18 protein-coding genes and 1 pseudogene are annotated in these 18,982 nt (G+C 60.9%); 6 read left to right on the top strand and 13 right to left on the bottom strand.

Annotation, left to right across the window (positions count from 1 at the left end; genetic code table 11):
- Window positions 1-99 precede the first annotated feature (99 nt).
- From ACT9T4_RS03630 to ACT9T4_RS03575, 12 genes are all read right to left on the bottom strand, one after another.
- Window positions 100-1,905 carry a hypothetical protein gene (locus ACT9T4_RS03630; RefSeq protein ID WP_499115536.1) on the bottom strand — a complete coding sequence of 602 codons (1,806 nt, stop codon included), beginning with the start codon at window positions 1,903-1,905 and terminating at the stop codon, window positions 100-102.
- Complete coding sequence (locus tag ACT9T4_RS03625; protein WP_499115534.1) at window positions 1,902-2,393, bottom strand: DUF3304 domain-containing protein; 492 nt, start codon at window positions 2,391-2,393, stop codon at window positions 1,902-1,904. The genes ACT9T4_RS03630 and ACT9T4_RS03625 overlap by 4 nt, the downstream gene beginning before the upstream one ends.
- A gap of 2 nt (window positions 2,394-2,395) precedes the next feature.
- Window positions 2,396-2,878 carry a DUF3304 domain-containing protein gene (locus tag ACT9T4_RS03620; protein ID WP_499115532.1) on the bottom strand — a complete coding sequence of 161 codons (483 nt, stop codon included), beginning with the start codon at window positions 2,876-2,878 and terminating at the stop codon, window positions 2,396-2,398.
- Between the two features lie 2 nt (window positions 2,879-2,880).
- Window positions 2,881-3,336: a DUF3304 domain-containing protein gene (locus tag ACT9T4_RS03615; protein ID WP_499115531.1), complete on the bottom strand. Its 456-nt coding sequence runs from the start codon at window positions 3,334-3,336 to the stop codon at window positions 2,881-2,883.
- Window positions 3,333-4,187 carry a DUF4123 domain-containing protein gene (locus tag ACT9T4_RS03610; RefSeq protein ID WP_499115529.1) on the bottom strand — a complete coding sequence of 285 codons (855 nt, stop codon included), beginning with the start codon at window positions 4,185-4,187 and terminating at the stop codon, window positions 3,333-3,335. Before ACT9T4_RS03610 ends, ACT9T4_RS03615 begins: the two co-directional genes overlap by 4 nt.
- Window positions 4,184-6,250: a type VI secretion system Vgr family protein gene (locus ACT9T4_RS03605; RefSeq protein WP_499115527.1), complete on the bottom strand. Its 2,067-nt coding sequence runs from the start codon at window positions 6,248-6,250 to the stop codon at window positions 4,184-4,186. Before ACT9T4_RS03605 ends, ACT9T4_RS03610 begins: the two co-directional genes overlap by 4 nt.
- 129 nt (window positions 6,251-6,379) lie before the next feature.
- Complete coding sequence (locus tag ACT9T4_RS03600) at window positions 6,380-6,898, bottom strand: Hcp family type VI secretion system effector (RefSeq protein ID WP_499115525.1); 519 nt, start codon at window positions 6,896-6,898, stop codon at window positions 6,380-6,382.
- A gap of 66 nt (window positions 6,899-6,964) precedes the next feature.
- Window positions 6,965-7,105 carry a hypothetical protein gene (locus tag ACT9T4_RS03595; protein ID WP_499115522.1) on the bottom strand — a complete coding sequence of 47 codons (141 nt, stop codon included), beginning with the start codon at window positions 7,103-7,105 and terminating at the stop codon, window positions 6,965-6,967.
- Between the two features lie 128 nt (window positions 7,106-7,233).
- Window positions 7,234-8,532: an amino-acid N-acetyltransferase gene (gene argA / locus ACT9T4_RS03590; protein ID WP_042552329.1), complete on the bottom strand. Its 1,299-nt coding sequence runs from the start codon at window positions 8,530-8,532 to the stop codon at window positions 7,234-7,236.
- Between the two features lie 117 nt (window positions 8,533-8,649).
- Window positions 8,650-9,786: an acetylornithine deacetylase gene (gene argE, locus ACT9T4_RS03585; RefSeq protein ID WP_042552328.1), complete on the bottom strand. Its 1,137-nt coding sequence runs from the start codon at window positions 9,784-9,786 to the stop codon at window positions 8,650-8,652.
- A 302-nt stretch (window positions 9,787-10,088) separates the two neighbouring features.
- A complete protein-coding gene (locus ACT9T4_RS03580; protein WP_042552327.1) occupies window positions 10,089-11,354 on the bottom strand; it encodes an inorganic phosphate transporter in 1,266 nt (421 codons plus the stop codon).
- A gap of 38 nt (window positions 11,355-11,392) precedes the next feature.
- The gene (locus ACT9T4_RS03575; protein ID WP_042552326.1) at window positions 11,393-12,073 is read right to left on the bottom strand and encodes a TIGR00153 family protein; all 681 of its coding nucleotides are present in this window, start codon (window positions 12,071-12,073) and stop codon (window positions 11,393-11,395) included.
- A gap of 299 nt (window positions 12,074-12,372) precedes the next feature.
- On the opposite strand from ACT9T4_RS03575, the gene ACT9T4_RS03570 reads away from it, so the two are divergent.
- From ACT9T4_RS03570 to ACT9T4_RS03545, 6 genes and pseudogenes are all read left to right on the top strand, one after another.
- Window positions 12,373-13,743: a CYTH domain-containing protein gene (locus ACT9T4_RS03570; protein ID WP_042552325.1), complete on the top strand. Its 1,371-nt coding sequence runs from the start codon at window positions 12,373-12,375 to the stop codon at window positions 13,741-13,743.
- A 56-nt stretch (window positions 13,744-13,799) separates the two neighbouring features.
- Entirely contained in the window at window positions 13,800-14,537 is a 738-nt protein-coding gene (locus ACT9T4_RS03565; RefSeq protein WP_257026973.1) for a DUF502 domain-containing protein, read from the top strand.
- 113 nt (window positions 14,538-14,650) lie between these two features.
- Entirely contained in the window at window positions 14,651-16,435 is a 1,785-nt protein-coding gene (tfpB, locus tag ACT9T4_RS03560) for a type IV pilus assembly ATPase TfpB (RefSeq protein WP_499115520.1), read from the top strand.
- A gap of 194 nt (window positions 16,436-16,629) precedes the next feature.
- A pseudogene (locus ACT9T4_RS03555) lies at window positions 16,630-17,184 on the top strand (methyl-accepting chemotaxis protein); the annotation flags it as partial.
- A gap of 42 nt (window positions 17,185-17,226) precedes the next feature.
- On the top strand, window positions 17,227-18,090 hold the full coding sequence (locus ACT9T4_RS03550) for a methyl-accepting chemotaxis protein (protein WP_499115572.1): 864 nt from the start codon (window positions 17,227-17,229) through the stop codon (window positions 18,088-18,090).
- A gap of 104 nt (window positions 18,091-18,194) precedes the next feature.
- On the top strand, window positions 18,195-18,497 hold the full coding sequence (locus ACT9T4_RS03545) for a DUF2388 domain-containing protein (RefSeq protein WP_082045714.1): 303 nt from the start codon (window positions 18,195-18,197) through the stop codon (window positions 18,495-18,497).
- A gap of 47 nt (window positions 18,498-18,544) precedes the next feature.
- Here the strand turns inward: ACT9T4_RS03545 and gcvH are convergent, their stop codons facing one another.
- Window positions 18,545-18,928 carry a glycine cleavage system protein GcvH gene (gcvH, locus tag ACT9T4_RS03540; RefSeq protein ID WP_131182187.1) on the bottom strand — a complete coding sequence of 128 codons (384 nt, stop codon included), beginning with the start codon at window positions 18,926-18,928 and terminating at the stop codon, window positions 18,545-18,547.
- Window positions 18,929-18,982: the final 54 nt, after the last annotated feature.

Raw genomic sequence — 18,982 nt, 5'->3', positions numbered from 1 at the left:
CTTGAGTAGCCTTTCCCGTTCAGCAGCAATGGCTTTATACACCAAGGATCGCTGGCGAACTTGCACATCCTGGAATGTGCTGCGAATTGCCGAGTCCCGCTAACTTGGCAAATCGAACCCTCGGATAGCGAAGAAGTTTTGCCCTGTCAGCTGCGTTAACGAGCGTTGGGCTGTATCTACGGCGAGGCGATCATGAACGAAGTGACCAAATAGCCGGTGTACGGGTTCGCTGACGCCTTTCGAGGGCTCTTCAAACCATGCCAACAGAAGCACTACCCATAAATCTGCTTGCTCTCGCGTACCAGCGGCGCCCCAACCTCTAGCTGGATTGTTCAGTGCTGAGCGCATGCGTACCGCTTCTTCATTGACTTCCTCCAGCCAGCCAAGGTTGGTACGCAACTGCGCCTTTTCCTGGCTAATTGCCCTCAGGCTCTGTTCGCGCGCCTGGCGCTGCGCGGCGCTTTCCCGAGGGATACCCAGCATGCCAGCCATATTGCCAGTCGCGCTGGCACGCAGCCGGTCTTCATCTTCGTTGAGTTGCTTGATGCGCGCGTGATAAGGCCCCCAGAGTGCGGCCATCCAACGGATGTAAACACGCATATGGGCGGCGAACTGCTGCTGCTCGTGGCGCATGGGTGCACCAGCGTAAGCAGGTTTGAAAGCCTTGACTTCGGCAAGGCTGGCTTGCACTTCGCGTTCGTAATGGCGGCTTAGCCCTTTGGCGCTGCTTTGCTCGAAGTGGTCGTTGAAAACGAAAAGCTCGGCCGTATCTGCGTCTGTCTCGTACAGTTCATCGAGGCTTGGAAATGGCGCTCCCGCGCGTCGAGCGGCGTGGTACATCTCATGCAAGCTTACCAAGGCCAGTTCTGAGCTGGGTTTCTGCTCCCCAGATAGAAGACTGCCTCCTACGTCCTCACTCACACCGGCTACCCACTTTTCTCGCCAATTCGGTTGAGCGGCGCCCAGCAAGCGTGCGCGCCGGTAAAAGCGTCGTTCGTGGGCGGCTACCAGATGCAGTGCCTGTTTCACCCGATTGGGCAGAGGGCCGCCATCGTCTAGTGCGGTACGTAGCGGTAGGGGCAAGTAGGGGAAGTCGACATGGCTGCGGTCAACGCCATCGAACAAACCAGCAAAGAGAATATTCAGCTCCTTGCCCAGGTAGCGATATGAGCCCTCGGCCGCTTGTGGCTCACGGCTTAGCAATTCATGGAGGAATGCACGTGCCAGCGTGGCGCCGTAGTCGAAGCCATACACGGTCAGCTCGATGTATTTCAGTGGGGGCTGATCGCTCTGAGCTTCGGCTTTGCGAATGGCTTCGTTCAGAAAATCAATTGCACCTTGAATACGAGTATCTGCTCCGGTCTTCAGCAACTCAGCGGCAAAGCGGTTGTCACGCACTGGAGCTATCGCTTCGATGGTGGCGTCGATTGCCGCACCTTTAATTACGCCCGCTATCTTGCCCGGGTTATGCCACAGCGCTTTCAGGTTGCGACTTATGCGCTCCCACCAACTGCGTTTGGAGTCGAGGGCATCCTTGGCAGCCTCTATGGCCTGCTCCTCGGCCATATCGGTGGGGACTTCGCTAGCCGTTTTTCCAAAGCTGGTCACGGCACTATTGGCAGTGACATTCAGATCGGCAGAAAAATCTTCGCCTAGGCCGGATGCATAAAATTTTCGGTAGCTGAAGGATTTATTATCTTCAAGAAGATCGGAGTGAGCCATGTAAAGTTTGCCGACATTGCTGACCCGTCCAGTTTGTATGTCTTTAATGCGATGACGACCAAAACCATCAAAGAAAAAACCAATACGCAGGCTATGTTCGCAGGTTGTGATATGCGGGTTGTCTGGCGAGGCACGACAGCGAGCTGCCATAGCTGCTGCCTGTTCGGTAATGCGGTTGCTCATGGTGTTTGCTCCTTGCTATCGGGTGCTTCCTTGAGGTTTTCGAAGGGACTATCCAAGTTGGGGCTCCAAAACAAACGAACTTGGTCACCCGGAAAAAAGTGTACGTGCAGGTACTTGTCTTGTCGGGTGCGTGGAGGATTGAGTACCTCCAGCGTTACGGCTTCCTTCTGCACTCCCTGGCGAACTTGTGCTCCAGTACGTCCTTTTATCCACTCCACCTTGAGCACATCGCCTTCGATGCGCGAGCAGCAACTAGCTCCGCCTCCGCCATAAGCGGACGCATTGCCGCCCCAGGCCTCGTTGACCGCATAGCTGAAAATGGGGCGGTCTGTATGGTTATGTACATAGAGAATGGCACCTGGCATCTGAGTGTAAGACCAGGCCACATAGACAAGTACCAATAGTCCAAGAAGCGCAAGCTTAAGCAGGGATTTAGCTGCTGCGGGTAGCAATTTCCAGCGTTGGAATAGTTCATTGACTTGTTTCACTGTTAAACCTCTTTATCCGGTGCTTCCTTGAGCCCCTTGTAGGGACTGCCTGGGGTAGGGCTCCAAAACAACCGCACCTGGTCGCCAGGGAAGAAGTGCACATGTAGGTACTTGTCTTGCCGGGTGCGTGGCGGATTGGGAACCGCAAGCGTATGCGTTTCTTCACGCAGGCCTGCCTCGTACTGCGGTTGTGTAATACTTTTTACCCACTCTACCGTCAGCACATCGCCTTCGATGCTCGAGCAGCAACTAGCACCGCCTCCGCCATAAGAGGACGCGTTGCCACCCCAGGCTTCGTTGACCGCATAGCTGAAAATGGGACGATCTGTATGGTTATGTACATAGAGAATGGCACCTGGCATCTGAGTGTAAGACCAGGCCACATAGACAAGTACCAATAGTCCAAGAAGCGCAAGCTTAAGCAGGGATTTAGCTGCTGCGGGTAGTAATTTCCAGCGTTGGAATAGTTCATTGACTTGCTTCACTGTTAAAACTCTTTTCCCGGTGCTTCCTTAAGCCCCTTATAGGGACTGCCTGGAGTGGAACTCCAGAATAAACGCACTTTGTCGCCGGGGAAGAAGTGCACATGTAGGTACTTGTCTTGGCGGGTACGAGGCGGGTTGGATATTTCCAGCGTCACGGTTTCTTTTTGCACGCTTTGGCGGACTTGGGCTCCGGTACGTCCTTTAATCCATTCCACTGTCAGCACATCGCCTTCGATACGCGAGCAGCAACTAGCACCGCCCCCGCCATAAGCTGACGCATTGCCGCCCCATGCATCGTTGACCGAGTAGCTGAATATTGGGCGATCCGTATGGTTATGCACATAGAGCATCGCGCCTGGCGTTTGCATATAGGCCCAGGCGATATAGGCAAGTGCGAAAGCGACTATAAATACCGCGCTTAAGGTGCCTCTGCTCCGCATGAGCTTGTGCCAACTCATCCCTGATTATCCAACTGTTCATCCTGTTCGAGCTGGACGTCGGCCAGAGCATGGCCGTCACGCTCGATTCTTTGCAGCATGGCGGGCCAATGTGGATTCTGGTCGATGGCTTTACCGCCCAGCAGGCTGTAAAGGGCGTAAAAGTATTGATCCGAGGGGCGCGACAGGCCTGCCTTGCGCGCCTGGGCTAACGCCTGACTGGCTTGGTTCAGCCGCTCACCATGGCATTCGCTGTTGAACACCTCGGGGGCGTTGCCCTGCAACTCGGCAACCAGCGCCTGGGCATGCGGGTCGACACCCAGTGCGTCCACGAGCGGCTGGTCGAGTTCGATGGGGTGGTACGGCGGCAGGTCGCTTCGCGCCAGCCCTTCGACGCGCTGCCAACCTTGTGAGGTGGGCAACCACCAATAGACGATGGGGCCAAACAACCATGTGTGCCAAGGCTGCTCCTGACGCGCATTCAGGGTTGGCAATACGTTGTGCGCATAACTGCGGATCAGCAGGGTTTCGCCATCGATGTTGCGGCAGACCAAGGCATCGCCGAGATGGTTCTGCAGTTCTCGGATATCAAGTTGGCTGCTTAACCAACCTTGCCGTGCTCCCTTGGCAAGACGCTCGTCGAGCTGCGTGTACTTGGCGAACGGCTGGCCACTGAGCTCGATAAGAGCTGGGCCTTCTGCACTTAAATGCGCGACCTCAGGCTGCTGCAGCAGAGGAAAAACCGAGTGCTCTGTAAAAAGTGCCAAGCGTAGCTCGGGTGATAGCAGCCCGAGCTCTACCACTATTGCCACGGTGTGGCCTGCAGCAATTGCCGCTTCCCAATCGGTGCGTGCCGAAATTTGCTCATTCATGCCATTACTCCCGCAAGCGTCGCGCTGCTTTCAAGCATGGCTTTGCGCAGGCATTCAAGGCAGATTCCTTTAGGTGGTGCGAGCCTCGGCGCTGGCTGGGCCCTTTGCAGCAGCTTCCCTGCCTTGTCCGCATCCGCTTGCTTCAGCGGCCCCGGCAGCAACGGCACCGCTCCCGTGCCACTGCCCGGGCTGCCTCCCGAGTTGATGTTAACCACCGCCCCGCTGAGGGTTACGCCACCGCCGTCGATCTTGATGAAGCTGCCACCGGCCTTGAGGGTCAGCTCGCTGCCGGCTTCGAGCACCACTTTCAGGCCGCTGCTCAGGTGGATTTCCTGGCCGGCTTCGATGAACTGGCCGGTGCCGATCTGTACATGCTGGTTTACGCCCACGGTCAGGTGGTCATCGGCCCGCGCTTCGACTTTGCGGTCGGCGTGCACGGTGTGGTGTTCTTCGGCCTTGAATTCGCTGTAGCTGTTTTGCTCGACGGTGTCGTGGCGTTCGTTACCGACGCGGATCTTCTGGTTGTTCTGGACGTTCTCGTCCCAGTCGCGCTGGGCGTGCAGGTAGATTTGCTCCTGGCCTTTCCTGTCTTCGATGCGCAGTTCGTTGTAACCACCACCGCCAGGGGAGCTCAGGGTCTTGAAGGTGCTGCGGGTCTTGTTGGCTGGCAGGTCGTAGGGAACGACGTTTTCCTTGTGGAACAGGCAGCCGGTGATCAGCGGCTGATCCGGGTCGCCCTCGAGAAAGGTCACCAACACTTCCATGCCGATGCGCGGGATGGCGATACCGCCGTACTGGGCGCCTGCCCAGGCGCTGGAAACGCGCAGCCAGCAACTGGTCTTGTCGTTGGCTTGGCCTTCACGATCCCAGTGAAACTGCACCTTCACCCGGCCGTACTCGTCGCAGTGGATTTCCTCACCGGGCGGGCCGGTGACGACGGCGCTCTGGCTGCCAAGGATGCGTGGTTTGCGCTGGTGCAGGGGCGGACGGTTGGGCACGTCCCATGGGGTGGCCTGGAAGCGGTTGCGGTAACCCTGATGAAAGTCGTCTTTCAGGTCGGTGGTGTCGCTGCTGACCGACTCTTCCAGCACCTGGGGCTGCTTACCTTCATGGAGAATTTCGGTGAGCAGCCACAGGTCATTCCATTTGGCCTTGGGGTGTTGGGTCAGGGCGAGAAAATGGCCACTGACCAGCAGCGGCTGATCGCTTTTGCCTTCGGCAAGCTGGTAGTCGCTGCGGTGGCGTTCGAGGGCGCGTTTGGCCAGGTGCTTGCCGCGTTCGCGGTCAATGAAGCGGCCTGGGTAGTCGTAGTCTTCGAGATCGGGCAGGGCGTCGCTACGGTTTTCGCTTTCCAGCGTCAGGCGCGGTTTCTCGAAGTCATAGTCGCGGCGGGTCGTGCGGCTGGCGCGGGTTTCCAGGCGCAGGTCGAAGCGCTTGATGACCGGATCATTGGCGACCATGCCAGAGTCTTGCTGATAGGCCACCGGCGCCAGTTTGGGGAACACCGTCTGGTCATCGCCAAATACCAGTTTGTGGGCCTCGGCGCTGTGCTGGAAGTGGTAATGGATCCCTTCTTCTTCACAGAGGCGCTGGATGAACTGCAGATCCGATTCGTCGTACTGCACGCAGTAGCTGCGCTCGGGATAGACCGAACCGGTTTTGAATTCGTAGGCATCGCTCTGAATGCCGTGCTCTTCGAGCACCTGGCCGATGATTTTCGGCACCGTGAGGTTCTGGAAGATGCGTTGGTTGATACGGTGTGCGAGATAGGCCAGCTGTGGGCGCAAGGTCAGCGCATAGCGGGTCAGGCGCTTGCCCGACTCACCCTGGGCGGCGCGGTAGATCTGCCCATGAATACCACTGCCGTCAGGCGAGAGCTGCAGGAACGCCTGCTTGTGAAGCAACGTTTCAAGCGCAAGGGAAGGCTGTTCACTGACCAGTTCCACATCGAACACGAACGGCTGGCTGATAGCCTCTCGGCCGGTGAGGGCGAATACCTGAAGATCGTTCGTAAACCCTTCTACGGTCAGGCTGAAGTGGGTCTGATTGGCCGGCGCGAACATCCCTTGTTCCTCGTGCAATGCAGAAGCGACCGCAACACCCAGGCAGGGCACTTGCAGACGCTGACGTTCTTGAAGTGCGCAAACAGCATCGGCCAGCAGAGCTGGCCGATGCTTAAACGGTCGGCGGGCTTAGCCAGCGACCGGTGAACGCCAATCATCGGAGCCCGAAGTACCGGATACTTCATGGGTCCAGGTGATTTTGCGGTAGGTGAAATGCACATCTTCCAGGTGGGTGAAGTGTGCGTTCGACGGATCCTGGCAGTTGTGCATGTAATCCTTGATGTCGACGATGATCGCGTCTTCAAGTTTGGTGGTGTAGTAGTGCTCCTGGGTGCCCTGGGCAGAGGTGCGGTACCACTGGATTTCGATGCTGCTCATACGCTCACCGGAAGTGAGGGCGGCCAGCAGCAGAGGCGAAGCCTTGTCGAAAACCTTGGTGATGACGACGGGTTTGTGCACGCGCTGACCGGTCGGTTGGCCGGACTGCGGGTCACGCGGGATGATCACTTCGTGGCTGAAGCCCTGAACCATGACCTGGTCTTCGTGACCTTCCTGATAGGTGTTGCCAACCGAGTCAGCGGTGAACGCGCCGGCGGTGATCAGGCCTTGTTTTTCGCCCGTGATGGACATGTACGCTGGTGTTGCCATGGATGCGCTCCTTGCAAATGTTTGGGTTGCCCGATGGCGAAATCGCCAGGGCTCCCACATCCATCATCAAGCTCCATGCCAAAATTTTAAAAGTGTATTAAAAACAGATACTTGAGTATCGGCAGCACGTTTTTCCGCGTCCTTTCCAAGGATTTCCTCAGAAAATCGCGCAAGAAGTTGCGCACCACTGTGCAACTTCTTGCGCATGGGGCTTTGAGCTCAGCGATACCGGGCTTTGCGGCGATCAATCTACAATTTTACGCACAACCCAGTGCGCAACTTTTTGCGCACTGGGCGTCTACGTCGACCGGTGCAACTGAGGGGGCAACGGCCTGTTAGAGCGCTTTCTCGAATATCTTCGAATTACGCTGGAAGTTGTACAGCGAAGCCCGCGCCGCTGGCATGCGCTCGACGCTGCTGGGCTCGAAACCGCGCTCACGGAACCAGTGCGCCGTGCGGGTGGTGAGTACGAACAGGGTGTTGATGCCCATGGCCCGGGCGCGTTCCTCGATGCGTTCGAGCAGTTCGTCACCGCGCCCGCCGTGGCGGTACTCGGGATTGACCGCCAGGCACGCCAGCTCGCCACAAGTCGAGTCCGCAATCGGATAGAGCGCGGCGCAGGCGATGATCATGCCGTCGCGCTCGACGATGCTGAACTGGCCGATCTCGCGCTCGAGCACTTCCCGAGAGCGGCGCACCAGAATGCCCTGTTCTTCCAGCGGGCTGATCAGCTCGATCAACCCGCCGACGTCGCCGATGTTCGCCTCACGCAGCGATTCGAACTGCTCGGGGTCGACCAGGGTGCCGCCCCCATCGCGGGTGAACAGCTCGGTCAGCAGCGAGCCGTCGCCGGTGTAGCTGACGATATGGCTGCGCTTGACGCCGCTGCGGCAGGCCTGGGCGGCGGCATCCAGCAGCTCGCCCTGATAGTCGCTTCCCAGGCGCGAGACATGGGCAGGAACCTGTTGCGGGCGTAGTTCGCGGATCAGCTTGCCGTCGTCGTCGAGCAGCCCCTGCTGGCTGCTGAACAGGATCAGCTTGTCGGCCGCCAGATCGATGGCCGCGCGCATGGCCACGTCCTCGCAGGCCAGGTTGAATATTTCGCCGGTGGGTGAATACCCCAGCGGCGACAACAGCACGATATTGCGCTCGTCGAGTTGGCGATTGATGCCCTTGCGGTCGATCCGCCGCACCTCGCCGGTATGGTGATAGTCGACGCCATCCAGAACGCCGATGGGCCGTGCGGTGACGTAGTTACCGCTGCTCACCCGCAGGCGCGAGCCCTGCATCGGCGAGGCGGCGATGTCCATGGACAGGCGCGCCTCGATGGCGATGCGCAACTGGCCGACTGCGTCGATCACACACTCCAGCGTCGGGCTGTCGGTCACGCGCAGGTCGCGGTGATAGACCGGTGTCAGCCCGCGATTGCTCAGGCGTGCCTCGATCTGCGGGCGCGAGCCATGCACCAGCACCAATCGCACGCCCAGGCTGTGCAACAGCACCAGGTCGTGGACGATATTGCCGAAATTGGGGTGGGCCACCCCTTCGCCGGGCAGCATGACCACGAAGGTGCAGTCCCGGTGGGCATTGATGTAGGGCGAAGCGTGGCGAAGCCAGTTGACGTAGTCGTGCATGTGCAGCGAAACCTTTGTGAAAACGAAAGAAGCATCGGTGGGCGCGAAGCACTCGCTTCGCAGGCAGGCTCAGTGCGTTATCGTCGTCGCAAAGGCATCAGCGGCAGGCTCCCTGTTTTACAGACAATAGTGACGGATCAGCTGTTGCAGCAGCTTGACCGTGGGTTGCAGGCGGTCTACATCCAGGTACTCGCCAGGCTGGTGGGCACAGTCGATGTCGCCCGGGCCGAGCACCAGCGTCTCACAGCCAAGCTGCTGGAAATACGGCGCCTCGGTACCGAAGGCCACTGCAGCTGCGGTGTGCCCGGTCAGGCGCTCGGCAAGGCGTACCAGCTCGGCATCGGCGACCTGCTCGAACGGCGGCACGCTGGGAAACAGCGGGGCGAAGTCGATGCTCACTTCATGACGCTCGGCCAGAGGCTGCAGCTTCTGACGGATTGCCGCGCGCAAGGCTTCCGGCTGCATGCCCGGCAACGGGCGCAGGTCGAACTCCAGGGAGCACTGCCCGCAGATCCGGTTGGGATTGTCGCCACCATGGATGCAACCGAAGTTGAGGGTCGGCTGCGGCACGCTGAATTGCGGGTTGCGGTACTCCTGCTGCCACTGGCGGCGCAACTGCATCAGCTCACCCATGACGTCGTGCATGGCATCCAGCGCGCTATGCCCCAGCGCCGGATTGGAGGAATGCCCGCTCTGCCCGAGGATATCGATGCGCTCCATCATCACGCCCTTGTGCAGGCGGATCGGCTTGAGCCCGGTCGGCTCGCCAATCACCGCCGCGCGGCCAAGCGGCCGCCCGGCTTCGGCCAGGGCCCGAGCGCCCGACATCGAGCTCTCTTCATCACAGGTGGCAAGGATGATCAGCGGTTGTTTGAACGGCTGGTCGAGCAGCCCCTGAACGGCCTCGATGATCAGCGCGAAGAAGCCCTTCATGTCGCACACGCCCAGGCCTACCCAGCGATCACCGGTATCGGTGAGTTTGAGCGGGTCGCTTTGCCACAAGGCTTCGTCGAAGGGAACGGTGTCGCTGTGCCCGGCCAGTACCAGGCCGCCAGGGCCACTGCCAAGGGTCGCGATCAGGTTGAACTTGCCCGGCTCGACCTGCTGTTTCTCGCAGGTGAAACCCAGGTCGCTCAGCCAGTTGGCCAACAGATCGATGACCTGAAGGTTGGATTGATCCAGCGCAGGCTGCGTGCAACTGACCGATGGCGCGGCAATCAGCGCCGCGAAACGATCCTTGAGGGTAAATGACATGGCGGCTCTCTCGGGTCGGTCGCCTCATCATAAAGAGAAGCGAGGCCCGCGAGAACCGCCAATGGAGAATTGCCGCTCAGCCAGAGTTCTTCGAGGTCTAGCGAGCTAGAGCAATGCAAGGCCTAGGCGGCCCCGCAAAAACAGGCGAGGAAGCGGCCGGGGTCGCGGGCGACTGTACTTTTGTACATGAGCATTACTCGCGTCGCTCGACCTTCGGGCCGCGCTTAAGCGCGTTAGCCGCAAGCGGCTATCCGAGCCTGTTTTTAACCCGCAGTGCCGACGCGCAGCAGACCGTCAGAGGATCACAAGAAAATCAGCATGAAGATTTCCAGATAGATGATCGCCAGCGCCGCGCCGATTGGCAGGGTGACCACCCAGGACGTGAAGATCTTGCCGACCACGGCCAGGTTCAGGGCGCCAATACCGCGTGCCAGGCCGATACCCAGTACCGCGCCCACCAGCGTGTGCGTGGTGGAGATCGGCAGACCGATGCCAGATGCAGCGACCACCGTGGCCGCGGTGGCCAGCTCGGCGGCGAAACCTCGGCTTGGGGTCAGCTCGGTGATCTTCTTGCCAATGGTGGCAATCACTTTCCAGCCGTAGGTGGCCAGGCCGATGACGATACCCACGGCGCCCATCAGCAGCACCCAGCCGGGCACCGAAGACTGACCGCCAATCGCCATGTCGCCACCGGCTTCGATCACGCCAACGACCGCAGCCAGCGGGCCCACGGCGTTGGAGACGTCACTGGCACCATGGGCGAAGGCCATGGAGCAGGCGGTGAAGATCATCAGCACCGCGAAGACTTTCTCGACGCTGGCGAAGTGGAAATCCTTGTCGGCTTCCGGGTCCAGCTTGATACGGCGCAACAGGAGAATGCCGAGACCGGCGACCAGCAGGCCGACACCGGCGGACAGCAGAATGCTCTGGCCGGTAGTGAAGTTCAGGCCAACGTGCTTGAGGCCCTTGGTGAAGGTCATCAGTGCCAGCATGAAACCGGTCAGGAACATGTACACCGGCACCCAGCGTTTGGCATTGCGGAACGGGTCTTCGGTGTCGAAGATCAACCACTGCACGCTCATGAACAGGCCAAAGGCGAGCAAGCCGGAGATGAACGGAGTGACCACCCAGCTGGAGACGATCGGTACCAGGCCGCCCCAGTTCACCGCATCGACCGACACGCTGACCGAAGCGAAGCCGATGATCGCGCCAACGATGGAGTGCGTGGTCGATACCGGCCAGCCACGCAGCGAGGCGATCAGCAGCCAGGTACCGGCAGACAGCAGAGACGCCATCATGCCCAGCACGAACATGTCGGCGGGAATCACCGACGCATCGACGATGCCGTTCTTGATGGTTTCGGTCACCTCGCCACCGGCAAGGTAGGCACCGCAGAATTCGAAAACCATGGCGATGAGAATCGCCTGCTTGATGGTCAGTGCCTTCGCACCCACCGACGTGCCCATGGCATTGGACACATCATTTGCACCGACACCCCACGCCATGAACAAACCAAAGCAGCAGGCCATCACGAGGAGTACGAAACCGTAGTCCGCGACAAGAGACATAGAGATTTACCTGTAAACCCAGAAAGGATGCTGGCGGCTTAGCGCGCCAGCAGTTGTTCCAGCCGGTTGCCCACGCGCTCGGCGCGATCGGCAATGTCTCCGACCCAGTCGATGATCCGATAGAGGAACATCACATCGACTGCGGGAAGATCCTTTTCCAGTTTGAACAAGGTGCGGCGCACCTCGATCTGCTGGCGGTCGGTCTCGCGCTCGATTTCTTCGAGCTCCTCGACCATGCGCTCGACCAGGGTGGCCTCACGACCGGCGAAACCGGCCTCGAGCAGCGAATCCAGCTCCTTCATTGCCTTCAGCGCCTGGGCGCTGGCATCCACGCAACGACGCACGTACGCCAACATCAGCGGTTGCAGGTCGACGGGAATGGTCATGGAGCGGCCCAGCATCAGCCCGGCGATGTCCTTGGCCCGGTTGGCCACCTTGTCCTGGGTGCTGAGCAATTCCAGCAGATCGGAACGTGGCACGGGCAGGAACAGGCTCTTGGGCAGGTGCATGCGCACATTCTTCTTGAGCTTGTCCGCATCGTGTTCCAGGCGAACCATCTCTTGCTGCACCTGCTCGACGCGTGTCCAGTCTTCGGCCATGACCGCCTCGAAGAATGGCACCAGATTGGCGGCGCACTCGTGAGCCTTGGCGATATGCTGTTGCATCGGCCCGATCGGCGAGCGGCCAAAAAGGCTGCTGATGAACGGATTGCTTGGCATGGGGGTGACCCCTGTCTGTCAAAGAGGCGGCAAGTATACGGATGACATCCTGGGCAAGCCAGCGCGTGTCATCGTTCCGTCACAATGACGTATTTCGTGACGGATTTTCCGCGAACGCCGGGGAAATATCGGTAAAGCTATGGTAATGCACAGTCCAGCCACTGCCTCCCGCTCCACGATGACCGTTCGCCGACCTGCATCCGTCGCGCTTTTCCACTACCCTGTACGGCCTAAGGTGCCGGGCAGCGTCCCGCACCGTGCAATCCCCGCCGCCGTCGCCGCTTCACCGAGCCCTCGCAATGAATAAAGAAACCGAAATCAAACTGCGCGCCAGTCGCGAAACCCTGGCTGCCCTGCAAACCCACCCGTTGCTGAAGAAACGCAGCAAGGGTGGCTGGGAGACGAGCGAGCTGCTCAACCAGTACTTCGACACCGAAGCGCGCGACCTCGCCGGCGCCAAGGTCGCCCTGCGCCTGCGCAAGGATGGCGATCAGGTGATTCAGACCCTGAAGAGTCGCGGTCAGAGCGTCGCCGGGCTGTCCGAGCGCAACGAGTGGGACTGGTACCTGACCAAGGCCAAACTGGATCTGAAGAAACTCGATGACAGCTGCTGGCCCGCCAGCCTGGCAGAGCTGGACAAGAAACAGCTGAAGCCGATCTTCACCACCGACTTCGTTCGTCAGCGCGCCGAGATCGCCTGGGGCCGCGGCAAGGCCAGAGTGGTCATCGAGGCCGCCCTCGATCTGGGCAAGGTGATCGTGGGCAAGCAGCAGGAAGAAATCTGCGAACTGGAACTCGAATTGCGCCAGGGCGAGCCCGAAGCGCTGCTGGAGCTGGCCGCTGAACTGGCCGCCGACCTGGCCCTGATGCCGTGCGACATCAGCAAGGCCGAGCGCGGGTACCGTCTGTTCGACGAAGCCAGCTACAGCCTGCAGTTGCCCACACCGCAATTGCAGGCCGAGCAGAGCCTGGACGACGCCGTCGCCGCCATCGGCTGGTTCCTGCTCGGCAGCAGCCAGCGCCTCGCCGAACAGTACCGTCACAATGGCCACTGGCGCCTGCTGGTCGACTGGCTGAACTGCCTGGTGGATCTGCGCGCCCTGCTCGGCAGCCTCGGCCAGGCCGCACCACGGGCCAGCAGCAGTGAGCTGCGCAAGGTACTCGACGCCCTGCTCGAAGATTGGCGCCCACGGGTGCTGGCCGGCCAGCAGGATGACACCGCCCGCCAGGACGCACCCGCGCAATTCACCGCCGAACTGGCACAGACCCGCTGGGGCCTGTTCTCGCTGAATGCCTCGCGCTGGCTGCTGGCCCGCAGTTGGACGGCCTCGCGCAACAAACGGGGCGACCGCCAGGGTGCTGCGGCCCTGCAAAGCTGGCTGCCCACCTTCATCGCTGAAGAAGGCCGCGATCTGCAGCTCAAGCGCTACCAGCAGCAGCCCGAAGATCTCGCCGAACAATTGCCGCGCCTCGAACGCCTGCTGCTCTGGCTGCACCTGGCGCGTGACGTGCTCGACGTTGCCGAGACCGATCGCCTGTTCGGTGAGCTGAACAAACTGGCTGAACTGGCCAAGCGTCCACTGAGTCCAGAAGAACTGGAGCCACGCATGACCCAGGCGCAGATCATCATGAGTCTGAAGCCCTGGAAAACGCTGCTGAAAAACGGCTGACAAACCCGGCAGGTAGCTCGCCTACCTGCCTCGCTCGAAGACAGGACGCCCCATCGATGTTCAAACTCAGCCTGAAATCCATCATCGCGACCTGGCTCACCGGCCTGCTGGCCTTGCTGCCACTGGCGCTGACCATGGTGGTGCTGGCCTGGATCGTCAGCCTGCTGAACAACCTGATCGGCCCCTCCACGGCCATCGGTAGGCTTTTCGCGGCCCTGGGCACGCCCTTCGCGAGCAACCCCTACCTGGCCTACCTGCTCGGCACTCTGGTCCTGCTGATCAGCCTCTATCCACTCGGCCTCGCCGTAAAGTTGGGCTTGCGCAGACCGCTGGGCTGGCTGATCGACGTAACCCTGCGCCGCACACCCCTGATCGGCAACTTCTACAATCTGGCTGACCGCTTCGTCGGCCTGCTGGACAAGAAGAACACCGACATCACCAGCATGCGCCCGGTATGGTGTTTCTTCGGCGGCGATGGCGTGGCCGTGCTGGCTCTGCAGCCCAGCTCGCAACCGGTCGATCTGGAAGGCCGTCCGCACTTCGCGATTCTCGTGCCCACCGCACCGATCCCCATCGGCGGCGGCTTGCTCTATGTACCGGCGGAATGGGTGAAGCCGGCCAACATGGGCGTCGACGCACTGACCAGCATCTACGTGTCCATGGGACTGACCCCGCCACCCGCTCTGGCAGTGCAGAGCCTGGAAGACGAAAGTGCCAAGGCCGACACTCAAGATCAGCCGCATCAGCAGGAGCAGTTGCCCCTGCGCGACGAGCAGCCACCTGTAAAAGAGTGACCGCACACAGAGCCTGCTCAAGCTTTGAACCGGCGCTTAGTCAACGTCACTGCAATCAGGCATGCTGACTGCCAGCACGGAGCACACCCTTTACCGGATCCCCAGGAGCCCGCATGTCCAGCCTCTCGCCTCAAGCCCCCGACCGCCTGCTGGACCTCAACGAGCTGCTGCGTGAACTGGTGGCCCAGGGGCGAATCGCCCAGGAGAGTGCCGAGCAATGCCTGGCGATCCGCCGCAGCGGTGCCAATAACGATCTGCATCCTCTGGAATTTCTTGCGGCCCAGCAGCTGGATGATCTGACACGCGCAGGTCGCAAGCTCGACCTGGAAAGCCTGACGCAGTGGTTGGCTCAACTGGCCGGCCAACCGTACCTGCGCATCGATCCACTGAAGATCGACGCCGCAGCGGTCACCCCGCTGATGTCCTACGCCTTCGCCCAGCGCCACAAGATCCTCGCCGTCGCGGTGAACGCCGAATCGGTGACCATCGCCAGTGCCCAGCCCTTCATGCATGGCTGGGAAGCCAACCTCATCCACGTGCTGAAGCGCTCGATCAAACGCGTGGTGGCCAACCCGGCGGACATCCAGCGCTTCACGGTGGAGTTCTATCGCCTGGCCCGCTCGGTCAGCGGCGCGACCAACAGCGACGCGAAGATCAGCAACGTCGGCAACTTCGAGCAACTGCTCAACCTCGGTGCCCAGGATCAGGAGCCGGACGCCAACGACGCCCACGTGGTGAACATCGTCGACTGGCTGTTCCAGTACGCCTTCCAGCAGCGCGCCAGTGACATCCACATCGAGCCGCGACGGGAACAGGGTAGCGTGCGCTTTCGCATCGACGGTGTGCTGCACACCGTCTACCAATTCCCGGCCCAGGTGACCATGGCCATCGTCAGCCGCCTGAAGACGCTGGGGCGGATGAACGTCGCCGAAAAGCGCAAACCCCAGGACGGCCGGGTGAAAACCAAGACACCAGCCGGCAACGAGGTCGAGCTGCGCTTGTCGACCCTGCCGACCGCCTTCGGCGAAAAGATGGTGATGCGGATCTTCGACCCGGACGTGCTGCTGCGCGGCTTCGACCAACTGGGTTTCAGCCCGGACGACCTCAAACGCTGGGAAAGCATGACCCGTCAGCCCAACGGCATCATTCTGGTTACCGGCCCCACTGGTTCGGGCAAGACCACCACGCTGTACACCACGCTCAAGCAGTTGGCGACCGACGAGGTGAACGTGTGCACCATCGAAGACCCCATCGAGATGATCGAGGGCGCCTTCAACCAGATGCAGGTGCAGCACAACATCGACCTGACCTTCGCCAGCGGTGTACGCGCGCTGATGCGTCAGGACCCGGACATCATCATGGTCGGCGAGATCCGCGACCTGGAAACCGCCGAGATGGCCATCCAGGCGGCACTCACCGGCCACCTGGTGCTGTCGACCCTGCATACCAACGACGCGCCAAGCGCCATTACCCGCCTGCTCGAACTGGGCGTGCCGCACTACCTGCTCAAGGCCACCCTGCTCGGCGTCATGGCCCAGCGCCTGGTGCGCACGCTGTGCCCGCATTGCAAGGCGCCGCTGGAACTCGACGAGGCAGACTGGCAAGAACTGACCCGGCCCTGGAACGCCCCGCTGCCAACCGGCGCGCACCGCGCCGTGGGCTGCGTGGAGTGTCGGGAAACCGGTTATCGCGGGCGCGCCGGGGTGTACGAGATCATGGTCCTGAACGACAGCCTCAAGCCATTGATCAGTGCCGACACCGACCTCACCCCACTGCGTCGCCAGGCCTTCAAGGACGGCATGCGCAGCCTGCGTCTGTCCGGCGCGCAGAAGATCGCCGCCGGCCAGACCACCATCGAAGAAGTGTTGCGCGTGACACCGCAAAGCGAGCAGCGTTAATCTCCGCTGAACGGGCTCAACGGGCCCGATTCAGCCAGGAGCGGCGCCATGAACATCCGCCAGAAGATGCTTGCCTGTGGGGCCGTCAGCATCATTGCCACGCTTCTGGTGGGGGCATCGGCCTCTGGGGGCAGGCGCTGCTGAGCGATGCTCTGGTCGCCAACGAAGTGAATGCCAATGCACTGCGCAATCACATGGACGGCGACATGATGCACGACGCCCTGCGTGCCGATGTGCTCGGTGCGTTCCTGACCGCTCCCGGCGACAGCGCTGCAGTCACGCAGGTGCGCGACGATCTGCAGGAGCACAGCGATCGCTTTCGCCAGGCAATGGCAGAAAACGCCAAGCTGCCGTTGGCAGCCGACATTCGCCAGGCCATCGATGAGCTTGGCCCGGTTCTCGAGAACTATATCCAGTCCGCAACCCGCATCGTCGGGCAGGCCCTCGTCGCCCCGGCGGCAGCACGCACGCTGATGCCCGAATTCTCGCGCAGCTTCGGTGAACTGGAAGAGCGCAACGAGGCGATCAGCGCGCAGATCGAGGCCAGCGTCGCACAGACCCGCACGGACACCGAAGCCATGGTGCGCCAGGCCTCCTGGTGGCAGTGGAGCAGCCTGGGCCTGGCGTGCCTGCTGATCCTGTGGATAACCCGACGCCTGCTGCAATCGGTCCTGCAACCGCTGGCGAAAATCATCCATGCAGCGCGCACCATGGCTCAGGGCAACCTGAGCACGACCATCAGCGTCGACAGCCAGGACGAGGCCGGGCAATTGCAGCAGGCCCTGGCGGAGATGCAGGCCAGCCTGCGCCGAATGATCGAGACCATTCGTACCGAGAGCGAAGAACTTCGCAAGGCCTCCCACAACCTCAGTGAAACCTCCGGTGAAGTCGCCAGAGGCGCCAGCGAGCAGGCTGACGGGGCGACCAGCATGGCCGCCGCCATGGAACAGATGATTGGCAACATCGCCCAGATCGCCGAACACACCCGCAGCGCCCGAGACATTTCCGAACACTCGGAGCACCTGACGAAAAGCGGTGGGCATGTGATTCTCGGTGTGGTCGACGGCATGAATCACATCGCTGACGCAGTCAACCAGTCGTCCCGGACCATCACCGCACTCGGCCAGTCATCCGAGGAAATCAACTCGATCATCCAGGTGATCCGAAGCATCGCCGAGCAGACCAACCTGCTGGCGCTAAACGCAGCCATCGAGGCGGCACGCGCCGGTGAAGCCGGGCGTGGCTTCGCCGTGGTGGCCGACGAGGTACGCAGCCTGGCAGCGCGCACAGCGCAATCGACCCAGGAAATCACCGGCATGATCCAGCGTATCCGCGAGTCCACGGTACAGGCGGTAAAAAGCATGGACTCGGGGGTCAGCCGGGTGAACGAGGGCGTCGGCATGGCGCAACAGGCCAATACCTCCATCAACGAGATTCGCCAGGGCGTACAGCGCTCGGCTCAGATGGTCGACGAGATCTCCCACACCATCACCGAACAATCCAAAGCCAGCAATGAAGTCGCCGAACGGGTGGAGATGATCAGCGAGGTCGCCCAGCGTAACAACCAGGCCATGCAGGAGCTGGCGAGCATGCTGGTGCAGATGGACAACTCGGCTCAGGCGATGCAGGCCTCGGTGCGACGTTTCGAGCTGTAAGCGAGGCTCTGCGCTGTGGTACCAGCGCTCTCAGGATGAACAGTGGAACCAGTGACCCGGGCGCGCACTCTCAAGGAATAGAAAAACCAACAGGAGTTACCGCTATGCGCCGTCTAAGTTCGTTGCTGTTCGCTGGCCTGTTCCTGGCCGCATCTTCCCAGGCATTCTCTGCCAACCTGCGCGATATCCTGTCATCCGGTGCGACCACTGCGTCGACCTACCTGACGTTCAAGGACAACAAGATGATCATCCCTGCGCAGGACGATGCCAGCAGCTACATCGCCAGCAATGGCGAGATCCGTGGCCCGTATCTGGAAGCGGCACTGCAGAAGATTCGTGCGGATCACCCCGATCTGCAAGCCAGCGATCTGGAGCTGGCCACGGCGATTCTCACTGCCCAGCAGTGATGGAGAAGCCGGCCAAGGGGCCGGCTTTTTCATGCGCCTTCGATGGCTCAGCCGTCGATGCTGGCTTCATAACCGGCGCTGTCGAGCAGCTTCTCCAGTTGTGCGGCATCGCTGGGCTGCAGCTTGAAGAACCAGCTGCCATATGGATCGTTGTTGACGCTTTCCGGGCTGTCGGCGAGCGCTTCGTTGATCGCGATCACTTCACCACCGACCGGTGCATAGATGTCGGAAGCGGCTTTCACCGACTCAACCACACCGGCTTCCTGACCGGCGTCCAGCACCTTGCCGACTTCCGGCAACTCGATGAACACCACATCACCCAGAGCTTCCTGAGCATGATCGGAAATGCCCACGGTTACGCTGCCGTCGGCCTCCAGTCGCGCCCACTCGTGGCTGGTGGCGTAACGCAGATCGGCGGGGATAGAGCTCATGTTGTCGTTCCTCATCAGACAGGACGGCGACCGCGCCGTCAGGGAAATTTAGCA

The sequence above is a fragment of the Pseudomonas sp. SZ40 genome (assembly GCF_052958135.1).
The sequence above is the reverse complement of the archived record's forward strand: the minus strand, read 5'-3'. Positions and strand labels throughout refer to the sequence as shown.

Coding starts and splice junctions, on each gene's coding strand:
- ACT9T4_RS03630 (WP_499115536.1), bottom strand. CDS start 1,905: ATGAGCAACCGCATTACCGAACAGGCAGCAGCTATGGCAGCTCGCTGT.
- ACT9T4_RS03615 (WP_499115531.1), bottom strand. CDS start 3,336: ATGAGTTGGCACAAGCTCATGCGGAGCAGAGGCACCTTAAGCGCGGTA.
- ACT9T4_RS03610 (WP_499115529.1), bottom strand. CDS start 4,187: ATGAATGAGCAAATTTCGGCACGCACCGATTGGGAAGCGGCAATTGCT.
- ACT9T4_RS03605 (WP_499115527.1), bottom strand. CDS start 6,250: ATGTTCGCGCCGGCCAATCAGACCCACTTCAGCCTGACCGTAGAAGGG.
- ACT9T4_RS03600 (WP_499115525.1), bottom strand. CDS start 6,898: ATGGCAACACCAGCGTACATGTCCATCACGGGCGAAAAACAAGGCCTG.
- ACT9T4_RS03595 (WP_499115522.1), bottom strand. CDS start 7,105: ATGCGCAAGAAGTTGCACAGTGGTGCGCAACTTCTTGCGCGATTTTCT.
- argA (WP_042552329.1), bottom strand. CDS start 8,532: ATGCACGACTACGTCAACTGGCTTCGCCACGCTTCGCCCTACATCAAT.
- argE (WP_042552328.1), bottom strand. CDS start 9,786: ATGTCATTTACCCTCAAGGATCGTTTCGCGGCGCTGATTGCCGCGCCA.
- ACT9T4_RS03580 (WP_042552327.1), bottom strand. CDS start 11,354: ATGTCTCTTGTCGCGGACTACGGTTTCGTACTCCTCGTGATGGCCTGC.
- ACT9T4_RS03575 (WP_042552326.1), bottom strand. CDS start 12,073: ATGCCAAGCAATCCGTTCATCAGCAGCCTTTTTGGCCGCTCGCCGATC.
- ACT9T4_RS03570 (WP_042552325.1), top strand. CDS start 12,373: ATGAATAAAGAAACCGAAATCAAACTGCGCGCCAGTCGCGAAACCCTG.
- ACT9T4_RS03565 (WP_257026973.1), top strand. CDS start 13,800: ATGTTCAAACTCAGCCTGAAATCCATCATCGCGACCTGGCTCACCGGC.
- tfpB (WP_499115520.1), top strand. CDS start 14,651: ATGTCCAGCCTCTCGCCTCAAGCCCCCGACCGCCTGCTGGACCTCAAC.
- ACT9T4_RS03550 (WP_499115572.1), top strand. CDS start 17,227: ATGCAGGCCAGCCTGCGCCGAATGATCGAGACCATTCGTACCGAGAGC.
- ACT9T4_RS03545 (WP_082045714.1), top strand. CDS start 18,195: ATGCGCCGTCTAAGTTCGTTGCTGTTCGCTGGCCTGTTCCTGGCCGCA.
- gcvH (WP_131182187.1), bottom strand. CDS start 18,928: ATGAGCTCTATCCCCGCCGATCTGCGTTACGCCACCAGCCACGAGTGG.